The sequence below is a fragment of the Reyranella humidisoli genome (genome assembly GCF_019039055.1).
GTDB lineage: Bacteria > Pseudomonadota > Alphaproteobacteria > Reyranellales > Reyranellaceae > Reyranella > Reyranella humidisoli.
On record NZ_JAHOPB010000001.1, the window covers coordinates 2605065 to 2624765 of the forward strand.

Annotated in this window: 18 protein-coding genes; 8 read left to right on the forward strand and 10 right to left on the reverse strand. The window is 67.0% G+C overall.

The window, feature by feature from the left end; all coding sequences use genetic code 11:
* Positions 1-16: 16 nt before the first annotated feature.
* Positions 17-643, reverse strand: coding sequence for a glycerol-3-phosphate 1-O-acyltransferase PlsY (plsY, locus tag KQ910_RS12490; protein ID WP_216960382.1), 627 nt, complete (start codon positions 641-643; stop codon positions 17-19).
* Between the two features lie 164 nt (positions 644-807).
* On the opposite strand from plsY, the gene KQ910_RS12495 reads away from it, so the two are divergent.
* From KQ910_RS12495 to KQ910_RS12505, 3 genes are all read left to right on the forward strand, one after another.
* A complete protein-coding gene (locus KQ910_RS12495) occupies positions 808-1797 on the forward strand; it encodes a Bug family tripartite tricarboxylate transporter substrate binding protein (RefSeq protein WP_216960385.1) in 990 nt (329 codons plus the stop codon).
* Positions 1798-1900: 103 nt separating this feature from the next.
* On the forward strand, positions 1901-2164 hold the full coding sequence (locus KQ910_RS12500) for a hypothetical protein (protein WP_216960388.1): 264 nt from the start codon (positions 1901-1903) through the stop codon (positions 2162-2164).
* Between the two features lie 46 nt (positions 2165-2210).
* Positions 2211-2717 carry a YbhB/YbcL family Raf kinase inhibitor-like protein gene (locus KQ910_RS12505; RefSeq protein ID WP_216960390.1) on the forward strand — a complete coding sequence of 169 codons (507 nt, stop codon included), beginning with the start codon at positions 2211-2213 and terminating at the stop codon, positions 2715-2717.
* A gap of 239 nt (positions 2718-2956) precedes the next feature.
* Here the strand turns inward: KQ910_RS12505 and KQ910_RS12510 are convergent, their stop codons facing one another.
* The 3 genes from KQ910_RS12510 to KQ910_RS12520 form a co-directional block, all read right to left on the reverse strand.
* Positions 2957-4756: a sulfatase family protein gene (locus KQ910_RS12510; protein WP_216960393.1), complete on the reverse strand. Its 1800-nt coding sequence runs from the start codon at positions 4754-4756 to the stop codon at positions 2957-2959.
* Between the two features lie 265 nt (positions 4757-5021).
* Positions 5022-6437: an OprD family outer membrane porin gene (locus tag KQ910_RS12515; RefSeq protein ID WP_216960396.1), complete on the reverse strand. Its 1416-nt coding sequence runs from the start codon at positions 6435-6437 to the stop codon at positions 5022-5024.
* A 200-nt stretch (positions 6438-6637) separates the two neighbouring features.
* Entirely contained in the window at positions 6638-7630 is a 993-nt protein-coding gene (locus KQ910_RS12520) for an HNH endonuclease (protein ID WP_216960399.1), read from the reverse strand.
* A 231-nt stretch (positions 7631-7861) separates the two neighbouring features.
* Here KQ910_RS12520 and KQ910_RS12525 point away from each other — a divergent pair, with 231 nt between their 5' ends.
* Positions 7862-8623, forward strand: coding sequence for a hypothetical protein (locus KQ910_RS12525; RefSeq protein ID WP_216960401.1), 762 nt, complete (start codon positions 7862-7864; stop codon positions 8621-8623).
* Between the two features lie 8 nt (positions 8624-8631).
* Here KQ910_RS12525 and KQ910_RS12530 read toward each other — a convergent pair whose 3' ends face one another.
* Positions 8632-9156: a cytochrome c gene (locus KQ910_RS12530; protein ID WP_216960403.1), complete on the reverse strand. Its 525-nt coding sequence runs from the start codon at positions 9154-9156 to the stop codon at positions 8632-8634.
* A 188-nt stretch (positions 9157-9344) separates the two neighbouring features.
* Here KQ910_RS12530 and KQ910_RS12535 point away from each other — a divergent pair, with 188 nt between their 5' ends.
* The gene (locus tag KQ910_RS12535; RefSeq protein ID WP_216960405.1) at positions 9345-10628 is read left to right on the forward strand and encodes a patatin-like phospholipase family protein; all 1284 of its coding nucleotides are present in this window, start codon (positions 9345-9347) and stop codon (positions 10626-10628) included.
* A 21-nt stretch (positions 10629-10649) separates the two neighbouring features.
* Here the strand turns inward: KQ910_RS12535 and KQ910_RS12540 are convergent, their stop codons facing one another.
* Both KQ910_RS12540 and KQ910_RS12545 read right to left on the reverse strand, forming a co-directional pair.
* On the reverse strand, positions 10650-12077 hold the full coding sequence (locus KQ910_RS12540; RefSeq protein ID WP_216960407.1) for a DUF1254 domain-containing protein: 1428 nt from the start codon (positions 12075-12077) through the stop codon (positions 10650-10652).
* Positions 12078-12094: 17 nt separating this feature from the next.
* Entirely contained in the window at positions 12095-13054 is a 960-nt protein-coding gene (locus KQ910_RS12545; protein WP_216960409.1) for a hypothetical protein, read from the reverse strand.
* A gap of 171 nt (positions 13055-13225) precedes the next feature.
* Between KQ910_RS12545 and KQ910_RS12550 the strand changes: the two genes are divergently transcribed.
* Together KQ910_RS12550 and KQ910_RS12555 are read left to right on the forward strand one after the other, a co-directional pair.
* Positions 13226-14221: an AraC family transcriptional regulator gene (locus KQ910_RS12550; RefSeq protein WP_216960411.1), complete on the forward strand. Its 996-nt coding sequence runs from the start codon at positions 13226-13228 to the stop codon at positions 14219-14221.
* 163 nt (positions 14222-14384) lie between these two features.
* Positions 14385-16769, forward strand: coding sequence for a M10 family metallopeptidase C-terminal domain-containing protein (locus tag KQ910_RS12555; protein ID WP_216960414.1), 2385 nt, complete (start codon positions 14385-14387; stop codon positions 16767-16769).
* 37 nt (positions 16770-16806) lie between these two features.
* Here KQ910_RS12555 and KQ910_RS12560 read toward each other — a convergent pair whose 3' ends face one another.
* Positions 16807-17397 (reverse strand): hypothetical protein, encoded by a 591-nt coding sequence (locus tag KQ910_RS12560; RefSeq protein WP_216960417.1) that lies wholly within the window; start codon positions 17395-17397, stop codon positions 16807-16809.
* A 191-nt stretch (positions 17398-17588) separates the two neighbouring features.
* Between KQ910_RS12560 and KQ910_RS12565 the strand changes: the two genes are divergently transcribed.
* Positions 17589-17984: a hypothetical protein gene (locus KQ910_RS12565; RefSeq protein WP_216960420.1), complete on the forward strand. Its 396-nt coding sequence runs from the start codon at positions 17589-17591 to the stop codon at positions 17982-17984.
* A 36-nt stretch (positions 17985-18020) separates the two neighbouring features.
* On the opposite strand, the gene KQ910_RS12570 is transcribed toward KQ910_RS12565, so the two are convergent.
* Together KQ910_RS12570 and KQ910_RS12575 are read right to left on the reverse strand one after the other, a co-directional pair.
* Positions 18021-19292 (reverse strand): type II toxin-antitoxin system HipA family toxin, encoded by a 1272-nt coding sequence (locus tag KQ910_RS12570; RefSeq protein ID WP_216960423.1) that lies wholly within the window; start codon positions 19290-19292, stop codon positions 18021-18023.
* Positions 19282-19620 (reverse strand): helix-turn-helix transcriptional regulator, encoded by a 339-nt coding sequence (locus KQ910_RS12575; RefSeq protein ID WP_216960426.1) that lies wholly within the window; start codon positions 19618-19620, stop codon positions 19282-19284. The genes KQ910_RS12570 and KQ910_RS12575 overlap by 11 nt, the downstream gene beginning before the upstream one ends.
* Between the last annotated feature and the right edge of the window lie 81 nt (positions 19621-19701).

Genomic DNA, 19701 nt, shown 5'->3' on the forward strand with positions numbered 1-19701 from the left:
TCCCGGCGGCCTCCGGTCAGGCTCGCCGGCCGATCTTCGGTTCGGTTCCCGCGAGCAGGCGCGCGACGTTGGCGCGATGCAGAACGATCACGTAGAGGCCGCCCGCGATGACGAGCAGGCGATAGGGCAGCGGCTCCGGTAGCAGGCAGACGAGGAGGGCGGCGGTCGCGGCGGCCAGCATCGAGGCCAGCGACACGATGCGCACGACCGCCAGCACGAGCAGGAACACGAAGGCCGCGCCGAGTCCGACGGGCCAGGCGAGTGCCAGCAGCACGCCGAGCCCCGTCGCCGCCGACTTGCCGCCGGTGAAGCCCAGCCACAGCGAGCGGCTGTGTCCCAGCAGCACCGCGAGTCCGCACAGGCAGACGGCCCACGCGACGCCGTCCGCCGGAACGCCGAGCCAGGGGTAGAACCAGCGCGCGAACAGGATGGCGGCCACGCCCTTCAGCACGTCGACCAGCAGCACCACCAGCGCCGGTCCCTTGCCCAGCGTGCGCAACACGTTGGTGGCCCCGGTGGAACGCGAGCCATGCTCGCGAATGTCGATGCCGCGAAGCATCTTGCCCGCGAGATAGCCGGTGGGCGTCGCGCCCAGCAGATAGGCGACGGCCACGCCGGCGAAGCAGGTTAGCCAGAAGATCATCGGGCGGATGTGGATTCGTGCATGAAATTGCTCCGTGGAATTATCCTGTTTGCCGAATGTCGCGATCCGCCGCCAGTCGCTTGCCGGCTTCACACCTCCTGAATTAGGGTGCCGCCCACAAGATCAGGGGTCGGGAAGGCCCTGCAGATCAGGGAGGAAGTTTGATGCGTAATCCGACACGGCGCGGGCTCATTGTTGCGGGTGCGGGCGTTCTTGCGGCGCCATCGATTCTCGGTTCGTCTGCATGGGCGCAGGGTGCGTTTCCCAACAAGCCGATCCGCATCGTCGTGCCCTATCCGGCGGGCGGGCAGACCGACGGCATCGCGCGGGTCTATGGCGAGTATCTCGGCCGCAAGCTCGGCACCTCGGTGGTGGTCGAGAACAAGGGCGGCGCTGGCGGCACGATCGGCGTGGCCGAGGTGAAGCGCGCGCCGCCGGACGGCTACACCGTCCTCTGCACCATCTCCTCGTCGCTGATCCAGAACCGGGTCACGGTGAAGGACCTGCCCTACGATCCGGAGAAGGACTTCACCTATCTCGCCATGACGACCAGCCTCGGCGGTCCCGTCGTCGCGGCCGAGAAGACCGGTGCGACCAACCTCAAGCAGTTCGTCGAGTATGCCAAGAAGGTCGACAAGCTGAACTTCGGCGCCTACGGGCCGGGCTCGACGCCGCAGATGCTGATCGAGACGATGGCCAAGCAGTACGGGTTCAAGGTCGAGGTCGTGCAGTATCGCGGCGAGGCGGCGATGTTCGCCGACGTCGCGGCCCAGGCACTCGACGGCGGGGCAGGCAGTCCGGCCGGTGCGGCGGCGGTGATCGCCTCCGGCAAGGGCAAGGCCATCGCCATGATGGGCGACCGTCTGCCGGCCTTTCCCGGCGTGGCGACGATGACGGAGCAGGGCGCGGTCGGCGGCTTCTACGAGACGCGCGCCTTCGCCGTCTTCGCGGTCCCGGTCGCGACGCCCAAGGACGTCTCCAAGAAGCTGGCCGACACACTGTTCGAAGCCGGCACCGACGAGAAGGTGAAGGCGCTGATGGCCAACTATCTGATCGTCGGCCCCCTCGACATGGAAGCGACCAACAAGGTCTTCCAGCGCGACACCAAGATCATGCTCGAGGTGATGAAGGAGATCGGTATCAAGGCCGAGTAATCGGCCGCGCGAAGCGCGGCCGGAGGAGCGTCAGGAGCTTGCCTTCGGCAAGCTCCGGGAGCGCCGCCCGGTGTTGAGACAACGCTCAAACGGAAGGCCTGCTATGGGATGGCACGACACCCTGGCGGCGAAGTCCGCGCAGATGGGCAAGACCTCCGCGGAGTTCAGAGCCGGCGCCCGGCGAAAGCTCAAGGCCACCGCGCTCTTTCTCGTCGTCGCGGTCGTCGTCGGCTACTTCGTGGGCTGGCTGTGGGCCCTGCTGCCGGGACTCGTGGCGGCGTGGTCGGCGTTGCAACTCCTGAGCGCGACCCTGATTGCGTCGCGGCTGGAAGCCATCGAAAGGCAGGCATCACCCGATCGTTCGTGACATCATCGCGTCACCAGATTCAGCAACAGCGAAGGAACGCAGGACCATGGCATTCACTCTGACCAGCGACAGCTTCAAGGAAGGCGCCGCCCTCGGCATGGAGCACATCCTGTCGGCCGAGTACGGCTTCGGCTGCGGCGGCGGCAACAAGTCGCCGCATCTGCGCTGGTCGGGTGCGCCCGAGGGTACGAAGAGCTTCGCGGTGCATTGCTTCGATCCCGACGCGCCGACGGGCTCGGGCTTCTGGCACTGGGTGGTGGTGAACATCCCCGCCGGCACGACCGAACTGGCGCTCGACGCCGGCAACCCCAAGGCGGGCCTTCTGCCGAAGGGCGCGCTGCAGACCCGCACCGACTTCGGCGCGCCGGGCTATGGCGGGCCGTGCCCGCCGCCGGGCCACGGCCCGCACCGCTATGTGTTCACGGTGTTCGCGGTGAAGGAAGAGACGCTGCCGGTGGCGGCCGATACGTCGGCGGCGATCGTCGGCTTCCAACTGCACTTCAATACTCTGGCCAAGGCCGCGCTGACCGGGAAGTTTGAGCGGACGGCTTAAGCGAGCCGGCGGAGCCGGCTCGCTTAAGCCGGCGAGCGTCAGGACATTGCCAACGGCAATGTCCGGGAGCGACGTATGGCTCTCTCAGCCACTCGGACTCTTTGACGCCCATCCCCCGCGCAAGCCGGGGGAAGAGACTGAGCGCATGGCAGCACCGAGCGGCGCTCCCGGACATTGCTGCGCTTGGCGGCTTGTAACCAAGCCGCGACCTGACGCTCTACGGCCGAGCATCGCTCGGCCTAGCGCTCGTCCAACGGCGGAAAAGCCCACTTCCCGTCCCGGATCGGCAGGAACGATCCGTCATCGACGCCGACCTCCTCGGCGATGCGCTCGTTCGTCACCTGGTTGAGCGCCAGGATGAGGTCGCCGTTTTTCTTCGGGTCGAGCGCCAGGTTGGTCATCTCGTCGGGATCGGCCTGCAGGTCGTAGACCTCGAGGTCGTTCTTCGCGAGCAGCTCCTCCATCGTCTTCGGCGTGTTGAACAGGACAGGCGAGAAATAGCGCGAGAAGCGATGGCGGCCGTCGAAGATGCTGCGGATCGACGTCCGGTTCCGGAAGTCCGGCGGATGCCCCGCCAGCATCATTTCCTGCTGCGCCGGTGGCTTGGTCCTGTAGGTGCGCGTGTCGATCGTCATCGTGGCCCATGAGGGGTCCGTATAGGACAGCATGTCGAAATTGAAGAGAGCGGCCGGTCGCACGGCCTTCTCTCCCGCGGCGTCCGAGTCGCGCAGCAGCGCGGAGAAGTCCTTGCCCGGCAATCCCTCGCCGGCACGGGCGCGGGCGGCGCCGTCCTTGCCGGTGAGCGCCAGGATCGTCGGCGTGAGGTCGAGCTGCGAGGTCAGCGCCTGGCATTGCTTGCCGCCCGCGAGAGCCGGATGGACGATCATGAGCGGCAGGTGGTTCTGTTGCCGGTAGGCGGTGGTGCCCTTGCCGCGCATCTGGTGGTTGCCGCCCAACTCGCCATGATCCGCCGTGAAGACGACGATGGTGTTCCGCGCCATACCGTTGTCGTCGAGCGCCTGCATCAGCCGCTCCACCTTGCGGTCGCAATCGCGGATGGCGTTGAAGTAGTAGTTGCGCAGGGCGCGCCAGCGCCGGTCCTCGTCCGGCCAGGCGCCCACCAGCAGGTCGATCGATTGCTGGTAGTAGAGGTGCGCCTTCGGCCGCCCCGGCGCATCGAGCGGCTGGTGTCGGCTCGCGGGCAGCGGCACGCCGTCCCAGGTCGCGCGGTAGAGTTCGTCGTCCGGGGCGCGGGCGATGCCGAACGCATGGCGCTTGCCCTGGATGTTCTCGCTGCCGATGTCGGAGTCGAAGTACATCGTGTCGTGCGGGTTCACGAAATTGACGGCGAGGTACCAGGGCTGGCCCTTGGTGCGCAGCGCCTGCGCTTCCGTCCGCAGCCACGAGATCGCCGTCGCCAGCGTGCCGTCGTCGTAGGAATAGCCGCCCAGGGTTCCGTCGATCATGTCGCCGATGCCGAAGAAGTCCTGGAAGCCGTAGGACTGCAGGGTCTTGCGATAGTCGAGCAGCGGCGCGTCGACCGGCTTGTCGTTGAGATCGAGGTTCGCCGAGAGATGCCACTTGCCCTGATACGCGGCGTGATATCCCAGCTCGGCGAGCCGGTGGCCGATCGTCTTGATCTTCGTCGAGAGGTCGCGTTGCCAGATGGAGTTAAGGTTGTCGGCGATGCCGGTGTGCTGGATGTGCTGGCCGGTATAGACGACCGAGCGCGCCGAGGAGCAGACGCAGGAGGCCGCCTGGTGATTGAGGAAGGTGATGGCCTTCTTCTTGATCGCCTCGCGCCCCGGCACGGGGAACGGCCAGGTCGGGAAGAAGTGCTCCTGGTCGACCAGCACGAATAGAATGTTGTAGCCGGCGGGCATCGCGGCGCTCGAAGAAGTACCCGGCGTCGCTGGGCTCGGAGCTTGCGCCTGGGCGATCCGTCCAGCGAGCAAGGTCGACCCGAGCAGGGCCGCGCCTGAGGCCATCGCCGTGCGGCGCGACGAAGTGGACGAATCGTCCTGGGGTCGTTTCGCCATCCTGCTGCTGCTCCGGCATGTAGAGACTCAGAATGCTACGCGAGCCACGCGGTCGAAGGCCATCGCTTATCTCACTTCGCGTTGCCCGTAGTCTGCCCGCACCATGCTGGGGGAGTTCGAGAGCATGGCTCGCCATGCGCCTCACCGCGGAGGCGAACGACGCGCGCACCGCCGCGTTGCGTGCGCGCCGACACGGTTCGCCAGCCTGGTCGCGATCGCGCCGCCTCGTGGGTCACGCCAGGGAGCGCACGTGATGCGCTCGCCCTCAATAAAGGCTGAGCTTGTAGTTCAGCACCACGCGCAGTTCCTCGCCGTTGGTGACGGCGCCGCCCTGCCAAATCGTGAAGCGGCCGTACTGCACGCGGAACCACAGTCCCTGCAGGCGGTCGTGGTCGGGCCGCCAGTCGACGTGGATATCCCATTCGCTCTCGACCAGCGGCGGGCCGGCGGCGGCGGCGCTGGTCCAGCCGTTGAAGAAGTGCGTGGAGACGGCGGCCGGCAGGCCGAGCCCGATCAGGCTGTGCGACAGGCCGACCATCACCGCCTGCTCGCCGGCGCGCTGGAAGTTCTGGATCAGCGCGCTGGTGTAGAACGGGCTGGCGCTCCACGGCGTCAGGATGCCGAGGCCCGGGCCGGTGACGGAGTATCCCAGGGTGAGGATGCCGTTGTTGTAACCGAGATCGACCTTCGCACCGAACTCGCTGGTGGCGAAGGGCGTGCCGCCGTTCATCTGCGACAGGCCGGTGCTGTTCTGGGTGACGAACTGCGCGGCGGCCAGCGTCGAGAAGCCGCCGCCGAAATCATGGCCGATCTTGCCCTCGCCGTAGAAGATGTTGAGCAGGTCCTGGCTGTAATAGTTGATGGCGCCGAGACGGGCCGGCCCCCAGCTCAGCAGGCCGCCCAGCACGCCCACGCCGGCATTCGAGGCCGGAACGCCGGCCGCGCTCGCCATCGACTGGAAGGTAATCGCATCGCGCGGCTTGATGGCGTCGATGAATCCGCCGCCGTAGCGGAAGCTGGGACCGCCGCCCAACGTGCCGTCGCCGCCCAGCGTGCCGCTCACCGTGTAGCCGGAGAAGGTCTGGGGAGCCATGCGGTTGTCGTGCGGTCCCAGGAACGGCGTGTTGTAGAGATAGCGGCCGAGCGTGATCCGGTGGTCGTCGAACAGGTGCGCCTGGCCGTAGAGCTGGCCGAACACCGCGAAGCCCTGCTGGTCGGGCAGCAGCAGCCCGGTGTTGCCGTATTGCGCCGGCGCGATCACCGGAAACGAGGTGTAGAGCACCGCGCCCAGGGTCACGAGGTCGAACAGCTTGCCTGTCTCGGCCGAGACCGAGCCGCCGCTCGCCCAGGCCTGCTCCATCGTGCTGCTGGCCGGCGAACTCGACACATAGTCGCGGAAGTAGCTGCGCGCCTCGAAGCTCACGCGGGAATCGCGCAGGAAAGCCGGCGTGTCCTTCCACTTTTCGCGCACTTCCGGGAACGCGGTCAGCGGCGGCGGCTTTGGCGGCACGAAGATACGCTCGATCGCGGTCAGGTCCTCGGCGGGCGTCCGCGGGATCGGATATTCCTGCTTGCTGTTCTGCGCGAGCGCGCTGCCGGGCAAAGCCAGCGTCGCCGCGACGAGCCCCGCGGCGGCGAGGATCGAAGCGGAGGCCCGGTGCAGGTGCCTGGTCTTCCTCAAGAGTCCTCTCCGTTCCATGTCCTGCGGCCGCCTTGCCGCATGCATGACCGAACTCTCAAGTTGGATCGACTGGGACGGCACGAACTTCTTCCATCGTTCTGAGCGCCGATATTCAAGCACGGATCACACGTCGATGAATCGTGAAATAAATGAAGGGCAGAATGGATGATCGATACCAGGCCTGACTGTCGATGCGAGGGTCAGGTGATGTAGACCTGAGTGCGATGGTAGTTGAGATAGGATCGTTGGTTATCAGAGAAGCCCTGTGCAAGCCACGGCATCGGCGCTTCTGAGAAGCCGAGCTGCTTCCAAGCATGCTCGCCAAGGCCGAGACGGCGAAGGTCATTCTGGTCGAAGCGGGGCGATACGCGGACCTCGCCGCTGTCCTCGAAGGAGATGAAACCGCGATCGAACAGCAGGTCGGCATCGGGCGTCAGGAGAAGGCCGTTCGCACCGTCGAGCCGCTGTTCGGGCGTCTCGCATGACCGCCAAGGCCTGATATGGCTGGCGATCAGCAGCGCGGGATTGGTGATGCCGGTGAGCCGACAGGCTTTCTCCACCTTCTGCACGTTGGAGCGGAACGTGCCCTGTCCCCGACGCGCCTGGATCGTGGCGTTGCGAATCGTATCGCCGAGGGTCAGGTTGCTGCGAATATCGGCTTCGATGCGGTCGTCGAGTTCTTCGGCGACATTCTGAAACGTCAGCCGATTCGCGCCGCCGGATTCGAGGCGAACGTCGTCGATATGTGTATACGCTCTGACAACGTCGTAGATTTCCCTCGAGATGGCGGCCAGATAGACGCCCTGATTGCCCTTGCCCGTTGCCGGCCGAATAGGAGAATACTTTTCCGGCAGCAGCGGGCCGATCAGGTGCAACAGGTCGCGCGGGCGGATGGGTGAATCGAGCCGCGTCCAGAACACCGGCAGCAGCCAGCCTTCGTTGCTCCAGTACGATCCCGTCGAGCCAAATTCGGAAGGCTTCGGCGCCGTAAAGGCGAAATCCGCGACCCGTCCGACATAGCGGATGAGCTGGTTCGCATAGGAGAGGACGATATCTCCGGGATTGGCCGCGCGCATATTGTCGTAGAAGCGATTGCGGACACCGTTCTTCGAGGTTTTCGGCGACCATAGGTACTGGTGTTCAATCTCCTGATTGAACGTCTGCTTGTGATTGACCCACCAGAATTGGCGCATGCGGATAGCAATCTAGCCGCTGTAAGGGGCAGCGACCAGGTGGGAGGTACTGGCTGGCCGTGTGGCGGCACCTCGCGGGCGCTCCCGGACATTGCTGCGCATGTCCTGACGCCCCAGGGGCCGCGCGAAGCGCGGCCCGCAAATCCCCCTTTCGCTCGGGCGGCGTGCTGGGCATAAGCGGGGTGCGGGGGAGGGCCGGTCTGCGGTCTTCGCGCTGGATAGGGAACGGAAATGACGGCGCTGTGGGGGGAACGCAGGACTCACGTCCTCAGGCTTGTCGCGACGGTCGCGACCGCAGCGCTGGCGGCGGCCTGTGCGAGCGGCGGCGAGTCCTACCAGGCCGAGGCCATGCAGGCGTCCGACAAGGGCGATCTCAAGACCGCCACCAGCCTCGCCCAGAAGGAAGTCGACAAGTATTCGGCGTCCGACCAGTGCTCGTCCGCCACCAACTACAATTGCGGCACGCTGGCGCTCGCCTATTCGAGTCTCGCCGAGTACCAGATCCGCAGCGGCGACCGGGCCGCCGGCGAGCGCAGCTTCGACCGCGCCAAGGGGGCGCTGCAGCTCGTGGCGAAGGACAACAAGCCGAGCGCCACCGGCATGGTCTATCGCGACGTGTCCGAGGCCTACTGGAAGGCCGGCGACAAGTCGCGCGCGATCGCCGTCTTCCGCGAGGGCACGACCCGCGGCGCCGACGAGTGGCTCTATACCTCCTCCGCCGCCAAGGCCGTCGCAGAGCAGGAAGGCCGGCCCGCGACGCCGCCGCCCGGCACCGCGCCCGCCGGCAGCCCGCCCGCGTCCGCCGCACCCGGTGCTGCCCCTGGTGCCACCCGCCGTGCCGCTGCTGGCGCGACCCCGGCCGGGCCGGCCGATGCCGACGTCCGGGTGCTGCCCACGCGCGTCAACGATCCCGCCGTTCGGCCGAGCCAGGTCAACGATCCAATGGTCGGCGGACCCTCGCCGCTGGCGCCCAGCCCGCTCTCGACCCGCTGAAGACCCGCTCAGGGTTTCTGCGGCCGGAAATCCTGGTCGGGGAAGGGTGTGCCCCGGGGCGCCTGGATGACGATGAAGCCGCGCTCGGTGGCCTGGTGGCAGGCGTTGCAGGTCGCGGTGAGGCGGGCATAGGCTTCGGTGAATTTGGGCGCGTTGCCGCTCTTGATGGCGGCAGCCAGCGCTTCCATCGGCTCCTTGGTCGTCGCTTCCATCAGTTCGCCGACATTGGTCTTGCCATAGACCGGCCAGACCTCCGCCGCCCCTTCGAAGGATTCTTCGAGTTCGTGGAGCGCATAGGCGGCATAGGCCCAGTTCTTCTCCTGCCCCGCGAGGCCGAGCTTGGTGTGCCGCGGCTGGATGGTCATGGTCATCAGATCGCCGAGGCTCGGCTTGAACGCCGAGGGCGCCGGAGGTGAGGCCGGCGCCGCTGTCGCTGCCGGTGGCGTGGCAGGTGATTGGGCGGCGACCAGCCCGACCGTTGCGACTGTGATCGCGCCCGTCAGCAGCGCGAGGGAAATGGCCTTGAGCGACATGTGACTCTCCGCAGCTCTCGCCGGACCTTCTGGGCGATGACGATACCGGCGATAGCGCAGGCAACGACGACCAGCCAGAGCGCGCTCATCACATCAGCGGGAGCGGCGGGACTCGAGACGTATACCGGCGTTTCCGACGCCTGTGCCGCATTGATACCAGGTGGCCGGCAGGCGCAGAGTGGCTGGCAATGAAGCGGAGGTCTTTCCTGGGGGCGCTGGGCGTCGGCATCGCGTCGGCGTCGACCGGCGGCTGCGGTTCGACGGCCAGGCTGGCAGCCCTGCCGGAGAAGCTCGGCAACCACGGGCGGTTCGCCGGCATGCCGGAGGATTGTCGCGTCGTGCTCGACGGCAGCAACGACCGGCTGTTCGGCCGCATCGCCTTCGCCGCCCTGCGCCGCGAGATGGACTACGCCCAGCGCACCGGCACCACCGTGGGCGAGGCGAACTATCTCGCGATCTCGGGCGGCGGCGAGAACGGGGCGTTCGGCGCGGGCCTGCTCACGGGCTGGACGCAGCTTGGAACGCGGCCGGTGTTCAAGGGCGTCACCGGCGTCAGCACCGGGGCACTGAGTGCGCCCTTCGCCTTCCTCGGGCCGGACTACGATGCCGACCTCGCGCGCGTCTATACCGACAGCAGCGCCGCCGACATCATGACCAGCCGCGGCCTGCTGGTCGGGCTGCTGGGCGATTCGCTCTACGATTCCGCGCCGCTGCGGCGCATGATCCGCGGCTTCGTCACGCCCGCGCTGCTCGCCGCCATCGCGCGCGAATACAGCGAGAAGGGCCGGTTGCTGTTCGTGGCGACGACCAATCTCGACGTGCCGGTCGGCGTGCTGTGGAACATGGGCTCGATCGCCGCCAGCGGGCATGCGCGCGCGGCCGAGTTGTTCACCGAGATCCTGCTCGCCTCGGCGTCGATCCCCGGCATCCTGCCGCCGGTGATGTTCGACATCGAGATGGGCGACAAGCGCTACCAGGAAATGCACGTCGACGGCGGCACGGTGGCCCAGGTCGTCATCTACCCGCCATCCTTGGGCGGTGACGACATGCTGAGCGACGGGACCGCCACGCCGGGGCTGGTCGAGGCGCTGATGCGACGGCCGCGGCGGTTGTTCGTCATCCGCAACGCGCGGCCGGGCGCGGACCCGGAAACGGTGCCGCGCGACACCATGAAGATCGCCGACCGCGCCATCGCCACGCTCATCCAGTCGCAGGGCCTGAGCGATCTCTACCAGCTCTACGTCATCGCCCAGCGCGACGGCATCGAATACAACGTGGCCTGGATTCCCCAGAGCTTCACCGACCGGCTGAACGGACCCTTCGACCAGGCCTATATGCGCAGCCTGTTCGCGGTCGGGCGCGACACGATGCTGAGCGGATCGGTCTGGACCGGCGTGCCGCCGGGCTTCAATGCGATACCCGTCCACAGCATGTCGCCGGCCAACCGGCGGGGCGGGACCGGCCCTTCGTAGGCGCCGGTCCGGCGCGGACCGCTACGCCACCTTCTTCGCGGGCGGCGGCGACCAGGTGCCGTCGATGATCGAGGGCTGAGTCTCAGTGGGCCAGTACATGCGCAGCATGAGCTGGAACTTGCCCTTCGGCGCGGGCAGCCAGTTCGATTCCCTGTCGGCGCCCGGCGATTCGTTCTGGATGTAGAGGTCGATCGAGCCGTCGGCATTGGCCTTCAGCTTCTGCCGCGCGCTGATCGAATAGCGGTTGATCGGGTTGGCGACGAAGTAGAAGGCGGCATCGTACATGGTGATCGACCAGAAGCCCTTGACGGGCGGCACCTGGCCCTTGGCGAAGCGGATCACGTACTTGTTCTTGCCGTCATAGTCGCTTCCGTCCGCGTCCTTCAGCGACATCGGATAGATCGCGTCCTGCGGGCGGTTAGCGCCCAGCCCGATCGCCGTCACCAGCGCGCGGTTGAGATAGTCGGTGCCGTAGAGGCCGGTGACGGTGTCGTAGAGCCAGCCGTTCACGTTCTTGACCGACTTGTTCACCTTGAGCTGCAGCATGATGCGGTCGAAGGCGATGTGGGGGATGCGCGCGACGAAGTCGGCATTGAGCTTCGTCTTGTCGAAGTCCTTGCCCGGCACCAGCCCGATGCGGGCGAAGCGCGCGACCGTGGCGGCATCGGCCGCGACCGGCGGGTTGGTCTTCATCAGTTCGGCCAGCAGGGTGAAGTAGGAGACGGCGTCGAGCGCATTCACCTGCTCGCGCACCGCCGTCTTCATGTCGACGGACGGATCGACCGTGGCGGCCGGCGGCGTGTAGTCCTTGCCCCAGGAGCTGAGCGGCACCAGCTTGCACTGGTCCTGGAGCGCATGGACGGCGGCATAGTCCTCGGGCGTGCCGGTGCAGTAGATGCGGCCCAGCATCCAGACCAGGCTGGTCGGCGACTTGTATTCCTTCACGCCCGCGGGGAGCGTGCCCTTCCAGCCCGGGCCGGTGATGGCGTAGGTCTGCGCGCCGGTGCCGGTGGTGCGCGAACCGGGCACCTGGAAGACGGTGGTCCAGCCGTCGAGCAGCGGGAACAGGTAGTAGCGGCCCTTCATGTCGGGCAGGCTGAGCACCCACGGCTCCTTGCCGACATCTGCCCAGGCGATCGTGTAGAGCGTGTCGGCGTTGGGCGCGGTGACGTCGCGGAAGGCAGCGTTGGGATATTCGCGGACGCGCGCGAACTGGCCCATCGGCGCGCGCGTGCCGGCCGGCGCGGCGACGTTGGTCATGATGCGCCGCGTCATCTCCATCGTGATCAGCGGATAGCCGTAGATGTAGGCCTCGGTCGCCAGCCAGAACTCCTCCAGCCCGCCGAGGATCGGCACGCCTTCCTGGGCGCGGGCGGGCAGCAGCCCGCCGAGGGTGGTGAGCGTGCCGGCGAGGCCGCCCAGGGCGGCGGTGCGACGGGTGATGGTCATGGCTGAACCTCTCTCCTTCAGAAGCGGACGGTCGCGCCCACGACGGGGCCGTAGAAGACTTCGTTGAGGCCGAAGGCGGTGGCGCCGCTGCCGGTGTTGTAGTTCACGCCGAGCGCGCGGAAGCCGAGCAGGGCGGCGATCTGGTAGCCGGTGAACTGCCAGTCGTAGGAATAGACGGCGAGCGCCTGCCAGCTCAGCGAGTTGGCGAGGTTGAAGCCGCCGATGTCGCCGCGCAGCGTGATCATCTGGTTGGGCGCGAGCTGGTGGCGCAGCCGCAGGCCGACCAGCGGATCGACCCATTGCGTGGTGCCGCTGTCGGCCAGCGCGAAGCCCGCGCTGCGGCTGAGATTGAAGCGCGTCGTATTGGCGGTGATCAGCGCGTCGAAGGTGCCGGCCAGGTTGACGTTCCAGTAGCGGAAGCCGCCCACCGCCTCGAGCGTCGTCGCGTTGCCCGAACCGCCGTTCCAGCGCGCGAGTTCGTAGACGCCGCCCACCTCCATCACGAACATCTGCATGGTGAGGGCGGCGTTGGCCGTGGCGCTGAGCTTCAGACCCGCGATCGGATTGCGATAGGCCGCCTGGCTGGTCGTGAAGCCCATCTTGGTGAAGACGAAGTCGGCATAGACGCCGACCGGTCCCTTGTCGGCCTCGAGATAGGCCATGAAGCCGATCAGCGAATCGCTCTTCTGCATCAGGTCAATGAAGCTCGCATTGGTATCGACCGTCTGGCCGTGCGTGGTCGTGCTGCCGCTCACGCTCATCAGCCAGCCATAGGTCGCGGCCTGGAAGCGCCAGCCGTCCGAATCGGCCAGAGGAGCGGGGACGGGAGCGGGGACGGGCGCGGTCATCTGAGGCACGGTCGCGACCTCTGTCGCGGCCCCTGTGTTGGCAGCCGCCGGATCGCCCGCCATCGCCGCGCAGGCGCAGACCAGGCCTCCCCCGAAGGCAAAAGCGGCGGCCGCCAACTTCCTGATCACGAGACCTCTCGAAAGCTACTGGACAAAGGTCGAAGCCGGGATTTGCCAAACCGTCCGGCGGGAGGCCATGATATTTTGCGCCAAAAGTGCAATCATCCACGCGTGACACTTCAGGAGACTCTGGCAAGCGGCCACGAGGCACTGCGACGGACCGGGGACAAGAACCGGACGATGCGGGTCGGCCCCATGATGGGGCTACCCGCTCTGCTGGCAGGGTTCGGCGTCGAGCTTGCGCCCTTGCTCGCCGAGAGCGGCCTGCCGCCCGACAGTTTCGGGGACCCGGAGAATCGCTGGCCGGTCGACCGATTGCTGCACCTCGCCTCGCGCGGCGCCGAGGCGACGAACTGCCCGCATCTCTGCCTGCTGCTGGCCGCGCCGGTCGGGCCATCGGCGCTGGGCGCGCCGCTCGCCCGGCTGCTGGCCGGCGCGCTCTCGGTCGAGCGGGCGCTGCGCGGGCTCACGATGAACCTGCATCTCAACGGCGAGGCGCTGGTGCCGGCGCTGGCCACCGGCCCTGACGGGGCGCGCTTCAGCATCATGCCCTACGCCCTTCATCGGCAGGGCAACGACCAGCTCGAGGATTTCGCGCTGGCAACCGTCGCCAACATCCTGCGGTTCCTGTGCGGGCCGCGCTGGGCGCCGCTGCGCGTCACCTTTGCGCGGCGCGAACCCGCCGATCGCCGGCCCTACGATTCCTTCTTCAGGGCGCCGCTGGAATTCGACGCGCCGCTCGGCGCCGTGTTCTTCGATGCGGCGTGGTTGTCACGGCGTCCCGAGCCGTCGCCGCACGGACTGGCCGCATCGCCGCTGCCGCTCACGGCCGAGGATCTCGATATCGCAATCCGCGCGCGCCGGGCCGTCATGGTCGGCCTTGCGCAGGGCAGCGTCGGTGTCGATGCCGTCGCCGTCGCGCTCGGTCTTGGTCGGCGCACCCTCAACCGCCGGTTCACCGAGCGCGGCACCTCGATCCGCGAACTCATCGCGACGGTCCGGCTCGAGATCGCCCAGCGTCTCCTGCGCGACACCGACCTCACCATCGCCGACATCGCCAGCACGCTTTGCTATTCCGACGTCGCTGCCTTCTCGCGCGCCTTCAGTGCGGGCATCGGCCGGGCGCCGGCGGCGTGGCGCAACGCCCAGCGGGCACCGCTCTCCGACCAGGGGTGATTCGAACCCTGCATCGGCGGCGCTTCAGAGCGTCCGCAATCCGCGGACGGATCGTCGCGGCGCGCCGCAATCGAGCGACCTTGCGGGCCCACATCATTGACAAAAAATACACGCAGCCAAAGGGTTTCTGCCAATTCCCCTCCGGATTGTAAGGACGTGAACCATGGCCGCTGTCTACAACACACCCAAGGGAGGCCTCTACGGAGGCCCCTTCGATTCTTCGGGTCTCGAACCCAACGTCCGCGCCGTCCTGATGGATTATCGCTGGACGACGGCCTATGGCGGCGACACCGCCGCGACGCTTGCCACCTTCTCGTTTCCGAAATCGGCGCAGGATTATCTCGTCGTGCCGGGCTATCCGAGGGTCGAGCAGGTCTCCGAATTCTCACCGATGAACCAGTACGAGAAGGACGCGACGCGCATCGCCTTCAACCTGGTGTCGTCCTACACGCAGCTCAAGTTCACCGAGGTCGCGTCGGGGCTTGCCACGGATGCGACCTTCCGCCTGGCCCGCGACATCTCGATGTCGATCTCCAATTTCCCGCCGAACGAGGGCACTTACTCCGCTTCGGACAGTCGGGCCGCCGGCGACACGTTCATCGGCAAGGACAATGGATGGATCGTGCCGGAGCCGGGCGAGGTGCCGATCTTCTTCGGCACCGACCAGTTCACCACCATCATGCACGAGATGGGGCACAGCTTCGGCCTGAAGCACGGTCATGACGACAGCTTCAACGGCAAGCTCGCGGACGCGCGCGACGACGTCGAATTCTCGATCATGACCTACGCCGCCTATATCGGCGCCGACGTGGGGGGCGCCGAGCCGGCCCATATCGGCTCGTCGGCGCAGAGCTACATGATGTACGATATCGCCGCGCTGCAGGCCTATTACGGCGCCAATTTCGACGCCGTCGGCGTCGCGCGCACCTACACCTGGGACAACTCGACCGGCCAGCAGTACATCAACGGCAGCGTGGCGGCGAACACCGGCACGACGGCGACCGGTAAGATCTTCTCGACCGTGTGGACGCAGGGCGCGACCACGACCTACGACCTCAGCAACTTCAGCGGCAACCAGGTCGACGACCTGCGGGCCGGGCAATGGCTGAATTTCTCCAAGGCGCAGATCGCCGACCTCAACATGAACGCCGCGCCCGGCACCACCGCCTACAACAACCTGGCCAACGGCAACATCTACAACACGCTGCTCTACAACGCCGACACGCGCTCGCTGATCGGCAACCTGATCACTGGCGCCGGCAACGACCAGATCACTGGCAACGAACTGAACAACATCCTCACGGCCAATGGCGGCAACGATGGGCTGAACGGCGGTGGCGGCATCGACGTGCTCTATGCCGGCGACGGCGACGACAGCCTGGCCGGCGGCACGGCGATAGGCGGCGTCAACCAGCTTTGGGGCGGAAAGGACACCGACACCGTCACCTACGAAGCGCAGACCGTGGTCGTGTATGTCGATCTCGGCGCCGGGGCCGGCTATCTGAAGGAGGACGGCGTGCTGGTCCTCACCGATGCGCTGGACTCGATCGAGAACGCCACCGGCGGCAGCAACAACGACACGCTGATCGGCGACGAGGGCAACAACTTCCTGGACGGCGGCGCCGGACAGAACGCGCTCTACGGGTTGGACGGCAACGACAGCTTCGCCGGCGGCACCGCGACCGGCGGCACCAACCAGCTGTGGGGCGGCGAGGGAACCAACACGGTCGACTATACGGACATGGCGGCGGCGGTGCGGGTCGATCTCGGCGCCGGCGCCGGCTACGTACTGAGCGGCAGCGTCTTCGTCCTCGCCGACCAGATGAGCAACATCGACAACGCCATCGGCGGCGCGGGGAACGACCGGCTGATCGGCGACGGGGGCAACAACCGGCTGGAGGGCGGCCTCGGGTCGAACGCGCTCTACGGTCTCGGCGGCGACGATACCTTCGTGGGCGGCCTGGCCGCCGGGCTGGGCAAGACCGCCGATCCGGACGCCGACCCGGTGTATCCGCCGGCGGCCGATATCGACGTCAGCCAGCTCTGGGGCGGGACCGGCGTGAACACCGTCGACTACTCGGCGCAGACGCGCAGCGTCTATGTCGACCTGGCGCAGCAGCTCGGCTGGGTCTGGTACAAGGGCGTGCTCACGCTCACCGACCAGATGAACTCGATCCAGAACGCGATGGGCGGCACGATCGGCGACACGCTGATCGGCAACGGCGCGATCAACTACTTCGAGGGGCTGGGCGGCGCCGACAAGCTCTATGCCGGTGGCGGCGTCGTGACCTTCGGCTACCAGAGCTATGACGACAGCAACCTGGAGACGGGCTACGACACGATCGTCGATTTCATCCTCGGCACCGACAAGATCGACCTCACCGCGTTAAACAAGGACTTCGAGCATGTCTGGATCGAGAACGCCGGCACGTCGCACTCGGTCTATGTCGTGCAGACGCCCGGCGAGTTCAACATCCTGACCGACCTCGCGATCAGCATCAGCAGCACCGTCGCCGGCCAGCTGACGGAGCAGGACTTCCTCTTCTGAGGGCCGGGATCGGCTGACGGCGGGGATCTTCCGGCCGTCAGGCCGGGCCGGTTTCCCCGCCCACGGCGCCGCCGCCCGTGCCGGCTGCCGCGAAGGCGCGCGGCCGGTCCTTCGCGGAGTGGCGGAACATCAGGTTCCACAGCACGTCCTTGCCCAGCACGCGGCTGATCTCGCGCAGCGCGAAGAACGGCAGCAGCGACACCGCGATGGCGGCCCACGCCGCGGCGATGCCGCTCCACGAGCCGCCGCCGATCTTGGGAATGCTGGCCCGTGCCGTCGCGCCCGAGAGCAGGCCGACCGCCATGCGTTCGACAATGTGGAAGAGGATGAACACGACGGCGAACAGGCAGGATTTGTAGAGCACCGACCAGAACAGCGGCAGGTGCTCGAAGCGCCGGCCGAGCTTCAGGTCCTCGGCGACCAGCATCACCTTGCCCAGCACGGCGGCATTGATGACGGCGAAGCCCTGCAGCATGAGATGGCCGTGCTGGTGGCCCAGCGCCACATACTCGTTCAGCAGGAACAGAGCGAAGACCACCCAAAGATAGAGGAACATCACCGTGAAGCGGTGGAATTCCTCGATGCCCTTCTCGGCCAGCCGGTGCATCCGGCCCTTGTCCTGTTCCATGGATCGCAGTCTTTCGTCGCGGCGGGAGTGCTGCCTTAGCGGGCGAGGCCCCACGCCCGCAAGCGGGCGGGCGGGCGCAACTCCGGCGGCCCGAAAGCGTTTTCGGGGAGAGACGATGGCCGACCCCGCCTTGGTTTGGCCCGAGACCTTTCCGATAATGGCGCTGCCCGCGAGCGGGCCTGGAGGGAGCGATGCCGAGGATTTCCGTGGGACGTGCGTCTTTGAACCTCATGCCCGTGCGACTGGCGCTGGTGGCCGGCCTCGGCCTCGCGCTGGCGGCCTGCCAGGGCGACGGCTACGGCGCGCCGAGCGGCGCCTATCCGGCCGCGCCGGGCTACTACAACACCAACTACGCCCCGCCGCCGGCCCCGCGCTACGGCTACGCCCAGCCCGCGCCCAATTACTACTACGGCAACCAGCCTCAGCAGAACGTCCGGTACAATCAGGCCGACGGCCGCCGCTACACCAGCGTGACCGTGGTCAACCGCGGGCAGAACGGCTACCGCGACGACGTGGTCCAGCAGCAGGTCGTCTGCGGCAGCCAGTATTACGACGGCTACCGCACCCGCACCGCGCCGCGGTGCTGAGCGCACGTAGTCTCCTCGACGCATGGAAGAGGAGGGCTACGTCTTCAGCGAAGAGGGCAAGCCCTCGAAAGCAAACGGATTGAGGAACTGCCGCCGCCAGAAATAGCGGCGGTCAGTGGTCGACAGATTTGCCTCGTCGCAGATGGCGTCCCATCGCTTCTTCACGACGTCGACCTGGTGTTTCACGATCCGGCGCGCCTCGGCGGGTTTGAGCAGGAACGAAGACGCGGCCTCGAGGCAGAGCGAAAGCTGGCTTTGCCGCTCGTTGCCAAGGATGAGCATTGCCTGCCCCGCTTCGGTGCCTGTTCGGGGCTGCGGGCAGATGTCGTAGGCCGGCGTCAAGGCGAGTTCCCGTCCATCCCAGAAGGCGGCGTGGTTGCGCGCATGATCGTCAGTGTTGCCGCACAGGACGTTGAACACCATGCGGGAGAAAAGTTCGCGGAGCGTTTCCCGCGGTCCGACGAAGCGATGGCGGACGATCGAAGCCAGGTCCTCGTAGCTGGCATAGCGCGCCAGCATCTCGTCCAGGGCCAAGAGCGTGAGCGCGGACACCATGGCACGCCTCGTCCAGCCGGACGCCTGCCGGCGGCGATCGAAGCGCTTGATCAGCAGAACATCCTTGCCGTCGACGCGTTGCAGGCGGACCGGCGCGACGTCCAGGCCCGCCTCGGCCGCGAGGCGCATCGCCACATACTCTGCCTTGACGACGCTGTAGACGTCGCCCTGCGCGGAGAATTTCGCGATGTACTTGCGGTCGCCCTCGACAATCAGCGCCTTGGGGCGCGCACCGCCGATCGAGGTGCCGTGGAACAGCGCCTGGTCGAGATCCGGATTGAGCGGCACGCCGCGCTCGACCTTGGCCGCGGCCGTCAGCAGTTCCTTCATCGTGGCGTTCGATGCTTCGCGCGGGACGTACTCCGTTGGCGAGTGCTGGAAGTCGAGAGCGCCGATCCGGTCCGATCCCGAGTCGAGCAGGTAGGTCAGCTCGTCGAGCCGGGCCGTGTCGATGTTCCGCCCGTGCATGCCCAGCTTGCGGTTGATGATGACGCGGCGGCCCCAGGCGTCTGGCGCCGCGTCGCGCAGGCAGCCCGGCATCGAAAGGTTGTCGAGCAGCGGCAGGCTTCCGCGTCGCAGCGGCAGCTCGGGGTCGTAGATCGCGATGGCGTCGTCGCGCGCCAGATAGCTGCGGCCATATAGGAACCGGAGCGTGTTGCCGTCGGCCGACAGCCGGCCGGCGACGACCGGCCCGGTCGCGCCGGGAAGCCAGATCCAGACATAGGCTTCCCGTGGGGTCTCCCTAGAAGTCATCCTCCTCCTCCTTCCGCGAGGGGCGGACGGACTTGGGGAGCAGGCCGAGCACGGTGTCGTTGGTGCCGATCGCTTTCCTTATGGTGCTGGCATCGGCATCGAAAAGGCGGACGCCGAGGATGGCGGCGATCTCGAACACCGCGCCGATGGTGCAGCCCGGATCGCCCCGCTCGATGCGCTGGATGAGCCCACGCGACACGCCGGCCCGCGTCGCCAGTTCCCCGGCGGTTAACTTGCGGTCGATGCGGGCGCGCCGGATAAGCTGCCCCAGCAGCGTCAGCGCATCCCGGCTGTAGCGGGAATAGGGCCGGTCAGATGGCTTGGACATGATGGTCTGTTAATAGATCATAAACAAATAATAAGATCTATTTATAGATCAATTTCACTTGAATTCAAACAACGTGTTCTA